10 protein-coding genes are annotated in these 12,984 nt (G+C 52.1%); 6 read left to right on the top strand and 4 right to left on the bottom strand.

The window, feature by feature from the left end:
- The first annotated feature begins 209 nt into the window (after window positions 1-209).
- The 6 genes from ESM_RS0109605 (at window position 210) to sapF (ending at window position 6,038) form a co-directional block, all read left to right on the top strand.
- Window positions 210-455 (top strand): YmjA family protein, encoded by a 246-nt coding sequence (locus ESM_RS0109605; protein ID WP_001015094.1) that lies wholly within the window; start codon window positions 210-212, stop codon window positions 453-455.
- A gap of 300 nt (window positions 456-755) precedes the next feature.
- Window positions 756-2,399, top strand: coding sequence for an ABC transporter substrate-binding protein SapA (gene sapA, locus ESM_RS0109600; protein ID WP_001250188.1), 1,644 nt, complete (start codon window positions 756-758; stop codon window positions 2,397-2,399).
- The gene (gene sapB, locus ESM_RS0109595) at window positions 2,396-3,361 is read left to right on the top strand and encodes a putrescine export ABC transporter permease SapB (RefSeq protein WP_000583280.1); all 966 of its coding nucleotides are present in this window, start codon (window positions 2,396-2,398) and stop codon (window positions 3,359-3,361) included. The genes sapA and sapB overlap by 4 nt, the downstream gene beginning before the upstream one ends.
- Window positions 3,348-4,238, top strand: a complete 891-nt coding sequence (gene sapC, locus ESM_RS0109590; protein WP_001146144.1) for a peptide ABC transporter permease SapC — start codon at window positions 3,348-3,350, stop codon at window positions 4,236-4,238. The genes sapB and sapC overlap by 14 nt, the downstream gene beginning before the upstream one ends.
- The gene (gene sapD, locus ESM_RS0109585; protein WP_001128856.1) at window positions 4,238-5,230 is read left to right on the top strand and encodes a peptide ABC transporter ATP-binding protein SapD; all 993 of its coding nucleotides are present in this window, start codon (window positions 4,238-4,240) and stop codon (window positions 5,228-5,230) included. Before sapC ends, sapD begins: the two co-directional genes overlap by 1 nt.
- A gap of 1 nt (window position 5,231) precedes the next feature.
- The gene (gene sapF / locus ESM_RS0109580) at window positions 5,232-6,038 is read left to right on the top strand and encodes a peptide ABC transporter ATP-binding protein SapF (protein WP_000573415.1); all 807 of its coding nucleotides are present in this window, start codon (window positions 5,232-5,234) and stop codon (window positions 6,036-6,038) included.
- A 61-nt stretch (window positions 6,039-6,099) separates the two neighbouring features.
- Here sapF and ESM_RS0109575 read toward each other — a convergent pair whose 3' ends face one another.
- The 4 genes from ESM_RS0109575 to ESM_RS0109560 are packed head-to-tail and all read right to left on the bottom strand — an operon-like array spanning window position 6,100 to window position 12,877.
- Window positions 6,100-7,263, bottom strand: a complete 1,164-nt coding sequence (locus tag ESM_RS0109575) for a multidrug effflux MFS transporter (protein WP_000135008.1) — start codon at window positions 7,261-7,263, stop codon at window positions 6,100-6,102.
- 8 nt (window positions 7,264-7,271) lie between these two features.
- Window positions 7,272-8,645: an efflux transporter outer membrane subunit gene (locus ESM_RS0109570; protein ID WP_000946209.1), complete on the bottom strand. Its 1,374-nt coding sequence runs from the start codon at window positions 8,643-8,645 to the stop codon at window positions 7,272-7,274.
- Between the two features lie 3 nt (window positions 8,646-8,648).
- Window positions 8,649-11,756: an efflux RND transporter permease subunit gene (locus tag ESM_RS0109565; RefSeq protein WP_000492824.1), complete on the bottom strand. Its 3,108-nt coding sequence runs from the start codon at window positions 11,754-11,756 to the stop codon at window positions 8,649-8,651.
- Window positions 11,756-12,877 carry an efflux RND transporter periplasmic adaptor subunit gene (locus ESM_RS0109560; RefSeq protein WP_000873794.1) on the bottom strand — a complete coding sequence of 374 codons (1,122 nt, stop codon included), beginning with the start codon at window positions 12,875-12,877 and terminating at the stop codon, window positions 11,756-11,758. Before ESM_RS0109560 ends, ESM_RS0109565 begins: the two co-directional genes overlap by 1 nt.
- Window positions 12,878-12,984: the final 107 nt, after the last annotated feature.

Below are 12,984 nucleotides of genomic sequence, written 5' to 3'. Positions count from 1 at the left end.
ACTTGCCGGATGCGGCGTAAACGTCCTGTTCGACCAACAAAACCGTTTAAATTCAATATACTGTCAGCTAGTGCATGATACGGGTTTCGCCAGACGCAGCCTGGCGCACTGGCGGTGCGCAGCGCCGTTATCTATAAAAAGATGTATGACCCGGATCACGAGTGCTATCATCCGCCCCTATGCTTAACGCATTAACCCCAGGGTAAACCATGAACCACGATATCCCACTGAAATATTTCGATATTGCCGATGAATACGCGAGCGAATGCGCAAAATCTGTCGCAGAATCTGAGCGCACGGCGCTGGCCCACTACTTCCAGTTACTGCTCACCCGTTTGATGAACAATGAAGAGATCAGCGAAGAAGCCCAGCATGAAATGGCCGCTGAAGCAGGGATTAATCCCGCGCACATTGATGAGATCGCAGAGTTCTTGAATCAATGGGGTAATGAGTAATCATTTAATAGTGGACGCCCGGCCAGGATTGTAGGCCGTACCGCATCCGGCTAAAAATGAGACACACCTTGTCAGCAATCTGCAGTCAGTCTCACGATCGCGCCTGTCTGCACCTCGCTAAGTTGTTCTGTGAGTTATAGTTATAAAGAAATCACGGGTACGAATGTTGAACAGATGGCGACGCCACCTGTTCAACGACCAACCACACGGCCCTCATTACGACCCCTGAACACAAACGGTAATGGCAAATGTCATTAAATATTAGTAAGATAGCCTCTTTACATAAAATCCCTTAATATTATGCGCCAGGTATTATCGTCTCTTTTGGTGATTGCTGGACTTGTGAGTGGTCAGGCAATAGCCGCGCCTGAACCCGCCCCGCACGCTGATATCCGCGACAGCGGTTTTGTCTATTGCGTCAGCGGACAAGTCAACACCTTTAACCCATCCAAAGCGAGCAGTGGGTTAATTGTCGATACCCTTGCCGCCCAGTTTTATGATCGACTGCTGGATGTCGATCCTTATACCTATCGTCTGATGCCGGAACTTGCCGAAAGCTGGGAAGTGCTCGACAACGGCGCGACCTATCGCTTCCACCTGCGCCGCGATGTCCCGTTTCAAAAAACGGCCTGGTTTACTCCCACGCGCAAAATGAATGCCGATGATGTGGTGTTTACCTTCCAGCGAATTTTTGACCGCAGCAACCCGTGGCATAACGTCAACGGTAGCAACTTCCCCTATTTCGACAGTCTGCAATTTGCCGACAACGTTAAAAGCGTCCGCAAGCTGGATAATCACACCGTTGAGTTCCGTCTGTCCCAGCCTGACGCCTCCTTTTTATGGCACCTGGCAACCCACTATGCGTCGGTAATGTCTGCCGAATACGCCCAGAAGTTAGAGCAAGAAGATCGCCAGGAGCAACTCGACCGCCAGCCCGTCGGCACCGGACCGTATAAACTGTCGGAAAATCGCACGGGGCAATATATTCGCTTACAACGTCATGATGAATTCTGGCGAGGCAAGCCGTTGATGCCGCAGGTGGTGGTGGATTTAGGCTCTGGCGGCACCGGACGGCTGTCGAAACTCTTGACCGGTGAATGTGACGTTCTGGCCTGGCCCGCTGCCAGTCAGCTATCTATTTTGCGCGATGACCCGCGTTTGCGTTTAACGCTGCGTCCGGGGATGAACGTTGCCTATCTGGCGTTTAACACCGCCAAACCGCCGCTAAATAATCCAGCAGTCCGCCACGCGCTGGCGTTGTCGATCAATAACCAGCGCCTGATGCAATCTATCTATTACGGTACGGCTGAAACTGCGGCCTCAATTTTACCGCGCGCCTCGTGGGCTTATGACAACGAGGCTAAAATTACCGAATACAATCCAGCGAAATCACGCGAACAGTTGAAGGCGTTGGGGCTGGAAAACTTAACGCTGAAACTGTGGGTGCCGACGCGCTCACAGGCGTGGAACCCCAGCCCGCTGAAGACCGCCGAACTCATTCAGGCGGATATGGCGCAGGTCGGCGTGAAAGTGGTGATTGTACCGGTAGAAGGTCGTTTTCAGGAGGCGCGATTGATGGATATGAGCCATGATCTGACGTTATCCGGTTGGGCGACGGACAGTAATGATCCGGACAGTTTCTTCCGTCCGTTACTGAGCTGTGCGGCCATTCACTCCCAGACCAACCTTGCCCACTGGTGCGATCCGAAATTTGACAGCGTATTGCGTAAGGCGCTCTCCTCGCAGCAACTGGCTGCGCGTATTGAAGCCTATGACGAAGCGCAAAGTATTCTGGCGCAGGAGTTGCCCATTCTGCCGCTGGCCTCGTCACTGCGCTTGCAGGCCTACCGTTACGATATCAAAGGGCTGGTTCTTAGCCCGTTTGGTAACGCCTCCTTCGCAGGGGTGTACCGCGAAAAGCAAAATGAGGTGAAAAAACCATGATTATCTTCACCTTACGCCGCATTTTGTTATTGATCGTGACCTTGTTCCTGCTGACCTTTGTTGGCTTCAGTTTGAGCTATTTCACGCCACATGCGCCGTTACAAGGCGCGTCGCTGTGGAATGCATGGGTGTTCTGGTTTAACGGCCTGATCCACTGGGATTTTGGCGTTTCCAGCATTAACGGTCAGCCGATTGCCGAGCAGTTAAAAGAGGTCTTCCCGGCGACGATGGAGCTGTGCATTCTCGCCTTCGGTTTTGCGCTGATTGTTGGGATCCCCGTGGGGATGATTGCCGGAATTACACGCCATAAGTGGCAGGATAATTTGATCAACGCCATCGCGTTATTGGGCTTTTCAATCCCTGTTTTCTGGCTGGCGCTTCTGTTGACGCTGTTTTGTTCGCTTACATTAGGCTGGCTGCCCGTTTCAGGGCGTTTCGATCTGCTCTACGAAGTGAAACCGATTACCGGTTTTGCGTTGATTGATGCCTGGCTTTCGGACTCACCGTGGCGGGATGAAATGATCATGAGCGCAATGCGTCATATGGTATTGCCAGTCATCACCCTGTCGGTTGCACCGACTACCGAAGTGATCCGTCTGATGCGTATCAGCACCATCGAAGTGTATGACCAGAACTATGTGAAAGCAGCGGCAACCCGCGGTTTGTCGCGCTTTACTATTTTGCGTCGCCACGTGTTACATAACGCGTTACCTCCTGTCATCCCTCGCCTGGGATTACAGTTCTCCACCATGCTGACACTGGCGATGATCACCGAAATGGTCTTTAGCTGGCCTGGACTTGGCCGCTGGTTAATTAACGCCATCCGCCAGCAGGATTACGCAGCCATTTCCGCCGGAGTGATGGTCTGCGGTTCACTGGTCATTATTGTTAACGTGATTTCTGATATTTTGGGTGCCATGGCTAACCCTCTGAAACATAAGGAATGGTATGCCTTACGATAGCGTATACAGCGAGAAGCGCCCGCCCGGCACGCTGCGTACCGCCTGGCGCAAATTCTATGGTGATGCCGCTGCAATGGTCGGCCTGTACGGCTGCGCGGGGCTGGCTGTGTTGTGTATTTTTGGCGGCTGGTTTGCGCCTTACGACATCGACCAGCAATTTCTCGGTTATCAATTGTTGCCGCCGTCATGGTCGCGCTACGGAGAAGTCTCTTTTTTCCTCGGCACCGATGACCTTGGTCGCGATGTTTTAAGCCGTTTACTGAGCGGTGCTGCGCCTACCGTCGGCGGCGCATTTGTGGTGACGCTTGCCGCGACAATCTGTGGTCTTGTGCTCGGCACCTTTGCCGGTGCTACGCATGGTTTACGGTCAGCGGTGCTTAACCATATTCTGGATACTTTACTGGCGATCCCGTCCCTGCTGCTGGCGATTATCGTCGTCGCGTTTGCCGGGCCGAGTTTGTCGCACGCAATGTTTGCCGTCTGGCTGGCGTTACTGCCGCGTATGGTGCGTTCGGTCTACAGCATGGTGCATGATGAGCTGGAAAAAGAGTACGTTATTGCTGCCCGTCTGGATGGCGCAACGACGCTGAATATTCTCTGGTTTGCCGTGTTGCCGAACATTACCGCCGGACTGGTCACAGAGATCACCCGCGCACTGTCGATGGCAATTCTTGATATCGCCGCGCTGGGCTTTCTCGATCTCGGCGCGCAACTCCCCTCGCCTGAATGGGGAGCGATGCTTGGCGATGCACTGGAGCTGATTTATGTCGCCCCGTGGACCGTGATGCTGCCGGGAGCGGCAATTATGATCAGCGTGTTGTTGGTTAACCTCCTTGGCGATGGTGTACGTCGTGCGATTATTGCGGGGGTGGAATAATGCCGTTACTGGATATTCGTAACCTGACCATTGAATTTAAAACCGGTGATGAGTGGGTTAAAGCCGTTGACCGCGTGAGTATGACCTTAACCGAAGGTGAAATCCGTGGCCTTGTTGGCGAGTCTGGCTCCGGCAAAAGTTTGATTGCGAAAGCGATTTGTGGCGTTAATAAAGATAACTGGCGTGTTACCGCTGACCGTATGCGTTTTGATGATATCGATCTGTTGCGTCTCTCCGCGCGCGAACGGCGCAAGCTGGTTGGGCACAATGTATCGATGATCTTTCAGGAACCGCAATCGTGTCTCGACCCTTCTGAACGTGTGGGTCGTCAGTTGATGCAAAACATCCCGGCCTGGACCTACAAAGGGCGTTGGTGGCAGCGTTTTGGCTGGCGCAAACGCCGTGCCATTGAGCTGCTGCACCGTGTGGGGATTAAAGATCACAAAGATGCGATGCGCAGCTTTCCGTATGAGTTAACCGAAGGTGAATGCCAGAAAGTGATGATTGCCATCGCGCTGGCAAATCAACCACGTCTGCTGATAGCTGACGAACCGACAAACTCGATGGAGCCAACCACCCAGGCGCAAATTTTTCGCCTGCTGACGCGTCTGAATCAGAACAGTAACACCACCATTTTGCTTATCAGCCATGACTTACAAATGCTTAGCCAATGGGCGGATAAAATTAACGTGCTTTACTGTGGCCAAACGGTGGAATCCGCGCCAAGTAAGGAGCTGGTGACGATGCCGCATCATCCTTATACCCAGGCGTTGATCCGCGCGATACCGGACTTCGGCAGCGCGATGCCGCATAAAAGTCGCCTCAATACGCTGCCCGGTGCCATCCCTCTGCTGGAACAATTACCGATTGGCTGTCGTCTGGGACCACGTTGCCCGTATGCACAACGAGAATGTATTGTGACGCCGCGTTTGACGGGGGCGAAAAATCATCTCTATGCCTGTCATTTCCCGCTGAACATGGAGAAAGAGTGAGATGATAGAAACCCTGCTCGAAGTGCGTAATTTAAGCAAAACGTTCCGCTACCGAACCGGCTGGTTTCGTCGTCAGACCGTAGAAGCCGTAAAACCCTTGAGCTTTACTCTGCGTGAACGCCAGACGCTGGCGATTATTGGCGAGAACGGTTCCGGAAAATCGACGCTGGCGAAAATGCTGGCGGGAATGATTGAGCCAACCAGCGGTGAGTTATTGATTGACGATCATCCGCTGCATTTTGGCGATTACTCTTTCCGCAGCCAGCGGATTCGCATGATCTTTCAGGACCCGTCGACCTCGTTGAATCCACGTCAACGTATCTCGCAGATCCTGGATTTTCCGCTGCGCCTGAACACTGACCTCGAGCCTGAGCAGCGGCGCAAACAGATTATTGAAACGATGCGTATGGTCGGACTGCTGCCGGATCACGTCAGTTACTATCCGCATATGTTGGCACCAGGGCAAAAACAGCGTCTGGGTCTGGCTCGCGCACTAATATTGCGCCCTAAAGTCATTATCGCGGATGAAGCTCTCGCCTCGCTGGATATGTCGATGCGTTCGCAGTTGATTAACCTGATGCTGGAGTTACAAGAGAAACAGGGCATTTCTTATATTTATGTTACCCAACACATCGGGATGATGAAGCATATCAGCGACCAGGTTCTGGTCATGCATCAGGGCGAAGTGGTCGAGCGCGGCAGTACGGCTGACGTGCTGGCATCGCCGCTACATGAACTCACCAAGCGGCTCATTTCCGGGCACTTTGGCGAAGCGTTGACGGCAGATGCGTGGCGCAAAGATCGTTAATCTTCGGCGCCTCATTCTGACAGGGGGAAATCCCCGTCAGAATGAGGCATTCATTAATCCATTACTTCTGACTGTCGATTCTGGTGAGAGCAACCAGCAATGCCAACGTGTAACACACCGTAATCGCCAGACTCATTTTTAACAGAGTTTCCCCACCTACTCCCGATAACGGCGCAGCTATACCGCCAAAGACAAACATACTCATCCCCATCAGCGCAGATGCCGTTCCTGATTCTTGCGTCCCTACAGCACTCATTGCCTCAGCCCCACCAACAGTGCCTATGCCGCTACAAAATGCGATGGTGAAAAATAATGCCACCAGTGCCGGAATGGGTAACTGCAACCATGCACATAAGACAGTGAGCAATGCACACAGAATCGCCGCTACCAGGCCGCCTCTCAACAATTTCATCGGGTTAAGTCGTCGGGCCAGTCGTGAGAAGACCCATGAAGCGATGATAAGCCCGATGCCGTTAAGGCCAAACACCAGGCTGAATTGCATTGGGCTAAAGCCAAATTCTTTCTGTAATACGAAAGACGAAGAACCGATGTACGCAAACAAGCCAGCCAGCATAAAACTTTGAATCAGGCAAAAACGCATGAAACGGCGGTTCTGCACCACACTTCGTCCGGTTAATAGTAATGATGAGCCCCTTTTATTTTCTGGCAATGTCTCATGGATAAATAACAGACAGCCCAGCAACAGTACGGTGCTAATTTCAGCCATTACCCAGAATAAAGTGCGCCAGTCAAAGGTGCTGACAATGTAACCTCCCAGCACTGGCGACAATACCGGAGCCAGGCCATTCACCGTCATTAACAGTGCAAAGAACTGGGTCAGCGTTACCCCCTGATATTTGTCACGAGCAATAGAACGAGAGAGCACCGAACCACCTGCCCCCGCGATCCCCTGAATAAAACGCCAGACCACCAGCCAGTAAATATTGTTAGTTGTCGCGCACAAAATGGAGGAGACAATAAACAATAGTAACGACAAGATTAACGGGCGTTTACGCCCTATTTTGTCGCTCAGAGGGCCAAATAACAGTTGCCCTACGCCAAGACCGATTAGTGACGCGGTCAACGTCAATTGCGTTATGGTCGTGGTTGTCGCCAGTTGCTCCGACATCTCAGGTAATGCGGGCAAATAAAGGTCAGTACACATCGGGCCGATACCGGCTAAAAGACCAAGAATCAATGCCCATAAAAGAGAGACTCTAGCCATACTATTCCTTACTTAAGTGATGACATGCCGCCGCCCAGCGACTGCCAGAGTGTTACCCGGTTAGTGAAATCAGTCAGTTGCAATGCCAGTAACGCCTGCTGTGCGCTCCACAAAGTGCGTTGTGCCGTCAACACGGTCAGGTAATCACCGACACCGGCCTGATAGCGGCGCAGGCCAATATCGACCGTTTGTTGTTCAGCTTTAACATACTGACGCTGTGCATCCAGTTGTTCTTCAACTGTTGCTCTACGAGCCAGCGCGTCAGCAACATCTTTGAAAGCGCTCTGAACGGTTTTCTCATAGGTGGCAATAAGCCCGCGCTTTTGTGCTTCTGCGTAACGAAGCTGCGCCAGATTACTACCGCCGGTGAACAGCGGTAATGTTACCGAGGGCGCAAATGACCAGACCTGCATTCCGTGGCTGAACAGCGACGATAATGCGTCGCTGCCGACGCCAGCACTTGCAGTCAGCGAAATCGTCGGGAAAAAGTTAGCCCGCGCGGCACCAATATCAGCATTGGCGCTCTTCAGATTATGTTCCGCTTCCTGGATATCCGGGCGACGCAGCAAAACGTCAGATGACACTCCCGCAGGAACCAGGCTTATCATCTGCTCCGGCAGGCTTTCCAGTGTTCCCGGTAGCAGATTTTCCGTAAGTGTTGTACCCGCCAGTAAGTTCAGGGCATTTTTATCCTGCATCACTTGCGTCTGGTAGCTGGCAACGCTGGCGCGCGCCTGCTGATAGATACTCATCGCCTCGCTGACATCTGTCGCTGCCGCCGTGCCAACCTGCTGCTGGCGCTGGATAATTTTCAATGAGTTCTCTGCGCTGGCCATCGTTTCTTTTGCCAGAGCCAGGTTGCTGTTATCGGCCGCCAGGGTCAGCCAGGCGGTGCTGATTTCGGCAATCAGCGTTAAACGGGTGTTCTGGGCTGTAAATTCACTGGCAAGCCAGGTTTCTCGCGCTGCCCGTGACAAACTCTGATTACGACCAAACAGATCTAACGTAAAACTGGACACCGTACCGTCAGCCTCAGCAGTGGTCCCCGTGCCATTCGCCAGCGAACGACTGCGGGTCGAACTTAAGGTTGCATTCACCGTCGGGAATAACGACGCATTAGTTTGCCCATAGAGCGCCCGCGCTGAGTCAATATCAGCAATCGCTTTTTGCACATCGCGGTTACTGTTCAGTGCAATGGTCACCACTTGCTGCAATCGGGGATCGTGGATCACCTGTTGCCAGTCATGGCTGATTGCCTTCCCCTGCCCCTGTGCTCCCGGCAAGCTCGCCGGGATTGGGGATTCGGGCGTGCTGTAGTGGGGATCGAGCGAGACACATCCCGCACTCAACAGCACCAGAAAAATTAGAGAACGACGCAACATAACTTACTCCTGACGGCGCGGTTTACCGGCAAACAAACGTTTAACCAGCACAAAAAACAGAGGAACGAAGAAGATGGCCAGTAATGTAGCGGTCAGCGTACCGCCAATAATGCCCGTACCAATGGCGATGCGGCTGTTCGCACCTGCACCGGTCGCCATCGCCAGCGGCATAACCCCCGCAATAAACGCCAGCGAGGTCATGATGATTGGACGTAAACGGGTCTGCGCCGCGCGTAATGCCGCACGACTCAGGGAATAGCCCTCAGCAACCGCCGCTTCGGCAAATTCCACAATCAGAATGGCGTTTTTCGACGACAAACCGATAGTGGTTAATAGCGCCACCTGGAAGTAAACGTCGTTGTTTAAATCACGCATCCAGGCCGCCAGCGCCGCACCGAGCAGCCCCAGCGGGATCACCAGAATGACCGAGAACGGAACTGACCAACTTTCGTATAGTGCTGCAAGGCAGAGGAAAACCACCAGAATAGAGACCGCATACAGACTCAGTGCCTGACCGCTGGCCAGTTTCTCCTGCAATGACAAGCCACTCCAGGCCCAGGTTGTCCCTGCCGGAAGGTTGTTTGCCAGAGCTTCCATTTTTGCCATCGCGTCGCCAGAACTAAAACCACTCGCGTTTTCCCCCTGAATTTCATAAGCCGCGGAGCCGTTGTAACGCACCAGTTTTTCCGGGCCATAGATCCAGCGCGTAGTAGCAAAAGCAGAGAATGGCGTCATGGCGTTATCGCTACCACGCACAAACCATTTCCCTAAGTCTGACGGCGCAGAACGAAACTCACTGTCGCCCTGAATGTAGACTTTTTTCACACGGCCACGGTCAATAAAGTCATTCACATAAGTACCGCCCCACGCGCTGGCCAGCGTATCGGTGACATCACTTAAACTCAAACCCAGCGATACAGCTTTATTGTTATCAATATCTACCTGCAATTGCGGCATTTGCGGCAGGTCATTGGCACGTACAGAAATCAGCTCAGGGCTTTGATTAGCCTGTTCAATCAACTTGTTACGCATTTGAAGTAAGGTTTCACGGTCAGTAGCACCACTTGCCATTAATTCAAACGTAAAGCCATTGCTATGCCCCAGACCATCAACCGCAGGTGGAGTCATGGCAAATACCGTAGCATCACGAATTGCCCCTAACTCTTTGGTTGCCCGTAAGGCAATGGCCTGGGCGGTATTTTCGGCACCCTTACGTTGTGACCAGTTTTTCAACGAGACAAACGCCATCCCGGTGTTCTGCCCGCTACCACTAAAACTAAAACCATCAACGGTAAAAATGACATCAGTGTTTGCTTTTTCGTTTACCAGGAACCAGTCAACAATCTGGCGGTTTACTTCTGCTGTACGAGCTGCAGTCGCTCCGGCTGGCAGCGTGTACTGCACCATGATTTCGCCCTGGTCTTCAGTGGGTAAGAAACTGCCCGGCAGTTTCCACATCATCAGAGCCATTCCACCGCCCAGCACGACATAGACACCCATAGCCCGCACCGCACGACGCAAAACATAAAGGACGCCATGCTGGTACTTTTCTTCAGTACGACGGTAAAAGCGGTTGAATGCGCCGAAAAAACCTTTTTTATGCGGTGGAACATGATGGAGGACAGAACCACAAAGCGCAGGAGTCAGCGTTAATGCGACCACCACGGAAAGCAGCATGGCGGAAATAATGGTTATCGAAAACTGACGATAAATTACCCCCGTAGATCCCCCAAAGAACGCCATTGGCAGAAATACGGCAGACAGTACCAGAGCAATAGCAACCAGAGCGCCAGAAATTTCGCCCATTGATTTTTCCGTTGCTTCACGCGCAGGCAGTCCTTCGTCACGCATAATACGTTCGACGTTCTCCACCACCACAATGGCATCGTCCACCAACAGGCCGATCGCCAGTACCATTGCAAATAACGTCAGGGTATTAATCGAATAGCCAAACAACGCAAGAACGCCAAACGTCCCCAGCAAGACGACCGGCACGGCTAACGCCGGGATCAGCGTAGCGCGCAGGTTTTGCAGGAATAAATACATCACACAAACCACCAGTACGATGGCTTCAAACAGCGTCTGAATTACGTCCTCTACGGAGATTTTAATAAATTCAGTGCTGTCTTTTGGGTAAGCGATGTCGTATCCCTGTGGCATGTTGCGCTGAAATTCTGCGATTTTATCCTTTACCAGCGTCGCCGTGTTTAACGCATTCGCTCCCGGTGAGAGCATCACGGCTACCCCTGCGGCCGGATGACCGTTCAACTTACTGATGGCGTTATAATCTTCGCTACCCATCTCAACGCGAGCCACATCCTTGATGCGAACAACCGCGCCGTCTGACTGGCTTTTAACAATAATATTTTTAAATTGCTCAACGGTTTGCAGGCGTGACTGAGCACGAACTGTTGCCGTCAATTGTTGCGTGTTCGATGACGGTAAAGCACCGATTTTCCCGGCAGTAACTTGCACGTTTTGCGCTTCAATTGCACTTTGTACATCGGATGGCATCAGCGAGTATGAGGCCAGTTTGGCTGGATCAAGCCAGATGCGCATCGCATATTCAGCCCCAAAAACTTGCAGACTCCCTACGCCTTCAACACGCGCCAGCGGGTCCTGAAGATTACTCACCAGCCAGTCAGCAATATCGGAACTGGTCGCTTTGTCGGTAGTGTCATATACGGCAGCAATCAGCAAAAAGTTGCTTTGTGATTTCTCCACCGTGACACCGGTTTGCTGTACTTCGCTCGGTAAACGTGACTCCGCCTGCTGTATTTTATTTTGTACCTGCACCTGCGCGGTATCAGGGTCAGTGCCTTGTTCAAACGTCACATTAATACTGACTGAGCCATCCGAACTACTGGTGGAACTGAAGTAGAGCAAATTATCCAGCCCGGTAAGTTGTTGTTCGATAACCTGAGTTACACTGTTTTCCAGCGTTTCGGCAGAAGCACCGGTATAAGTAGCTGAAATTCTGATGGTCGGCGGCGCAACATCAGGATATTGCGCGACGGGTAATGTGCGAATGGCCAGAATCCCCGCCAACATAATCAAAATGGCGATAACCCAGGCAAAGACGGGTCTGCGAACAAAAAAACGCGAAAACATCAGGCATTGCCTCCATTAGCCTGAACCTCAACGGCCTTGACGGTCTGCCCTGAAGTTACTTTGGCGGAACCTTCGACAATCAGTCGGTCACCGTTGTGCAGGCCGTCCAACACCAGCCATTTATCACCGTAGGTTTCTCCCGTTTCGAGCGTGCGCTGCTCTACTTTATTGTCTTTATTCACCACCAGCGCGGTAGCATTACCTTTAGCATCACGCGTAACACCTTGTTGCGGCGCGAGAATAGCGTTTTCCATCACGCCTTCATCGACACGAGCGCGAACAAACATACCCGGTAACAACTGCTGCTGTGGATTAGGGAAAATCGCCCGTAATGTTACCGAACCGGTAGATTCATCAACGGCCACTTCGGTGAGTTCCAGCCGACCTTTTTCGCTATACGTTGTACCATCTTCCAGGATAAGTGAGACGCTCATGGTATCGCTGTTGGTTGCCAGCGACTGTTTGCGCAGACGCAGTAAATCGACACTGGAGCGAGTGAGATCAACATACATCGTTTCCAGACCACGAATAGTCGTTAACGCCGTATCCTGCGACGCGGTCACCAGTGCGCCAGGCGTCACCGACGAAATGCCTATGCGCCCGGAAATCGGCGCGGTGACCGTGGTCCAGTCAAGATTAATTCGCGCGGTTTCCAGTGCAGCTTTTTTCGCTTCTACACTGGCTTTATCTTGTGCACAGGTAGACTGAGCATCATCAGCATCCTGTTGTGACACGCCGCTATCTTTCACCAGTCGGGCATAACGCTGCGCTTTCTGGCAATCGGCTTTTACCAGTGCCTGCGCCTGTTGCAACGCAGCACGGGCTTCATTCCATGTCGCCCGATAACTGGCCGAATCAATCTGGTAGAGCGGCTGTCCGGCCTTAACCAGATCACCTTCCTTAAATAAGCGTTTCTGGATAATTCCCCCAACCTGCGGACGTACTTCAGCACTGAGTGCCGCACTGGTGCGCCCGGTTAATTCACTGACTACAGAAACCGGTTGAGATTTGAGCGTAACAACGCCCACTTCTGTTTCCGACGGGGATGAATTGTTATTTTGCGTATTATCACAACCAGATAAGAGCAGCATTGCCACTACAGACGTTGCTATATACTTCATTATTTTCTCCAGGGTGAACAATACCCTCCTCATTAAAATTAATGAGGATATGTCAGGGATATTCAGATATAACAAACCCGCATCGCGAAATTTATTTCGCGATGAAA

Source organism: Escherichia sp. TW09308, from assembly GCF_000208565.1.
Classification (GTDB): Bacteria; Pseudomonadota; Gammaproteobacteria; order Enterobacterales; family Enterobacteriaceae; genus Escherichia; species Escherichia marmotae.
Note: the sequence above shows the minus strand (reverse complement) of the source record. Positions and strands in the feature narration are given on the sequence as shown.

Bases quoted from the DNA above. Each gene is read 5' to 3' on its own strand.
- sapD (WP_001128856.1), top strand. From the start codon at position 4,238: ATGCCGTTACTGGATATTCGTAACCTGACCATTGAATTTAAAACCGGT.
- ESM_RS0109575 (WP_000135008.1), bottom strand. From the start codon at position 7,263: ATGGCTAGAGTCTCTCTTTTATGGGCATTGATTCTTGGTCTTTTAGCC.
- sapA (WP_001250188.1), top strand. From the start codon at position 756: ATGCGCCAGGTATTATCGTCTCTTTTGGTGATTGCTGGACTTGTGAGT.
- sapC (WP_001146144.1), top strand. From the start codon at position 3,348: ATGCCTTACGATAGCGTATACAGCGAGAAGCGCCCGCCCGGCACGCTG.
- ESM_RS0109570 (WP_000946209.1), bottom strand. From the start codon at position 8,645: ATGTTGCGTCGTTCTCTAATTTTTCTGGTGCTGTTGAGTGCGGGATGT.
- sapF (WP_000573415.1), top strand. From the start codon at position 5,232: ATGATAGAAACCCTGCTCGAAGTGCGTAATTTAAGCAAAACGTTCCGC.
- ESM_RS0109565 (WP_000492824.1), bottom strand. From the start codon at position 11,756: ATGTTTTCGCGTTTTTTTGTTCGCAGACCCGTCTTTGCCTGGGTTATC.
- sapB (WP_000583280.1), top strand. From the start codon at position 2,396: ATGATTATCTTCACCTTACGCCGCATTTTGTTATTGATCGTGACCTTG.
- ESM_RS0109605 (WP_001015094.1), top strand. From the start codon at position 210: ATGAACCACGATATCCCACTGAAATATTTCGATATTGCCGATGAATAC.
- ESM_RS0109560 (WP_000873794.1), bottom strand. From the start codon at position 12,877: ATGAAGTATATAGCAACGTCTGTAGTGGCAATGCTGCTCTTATCTGGT.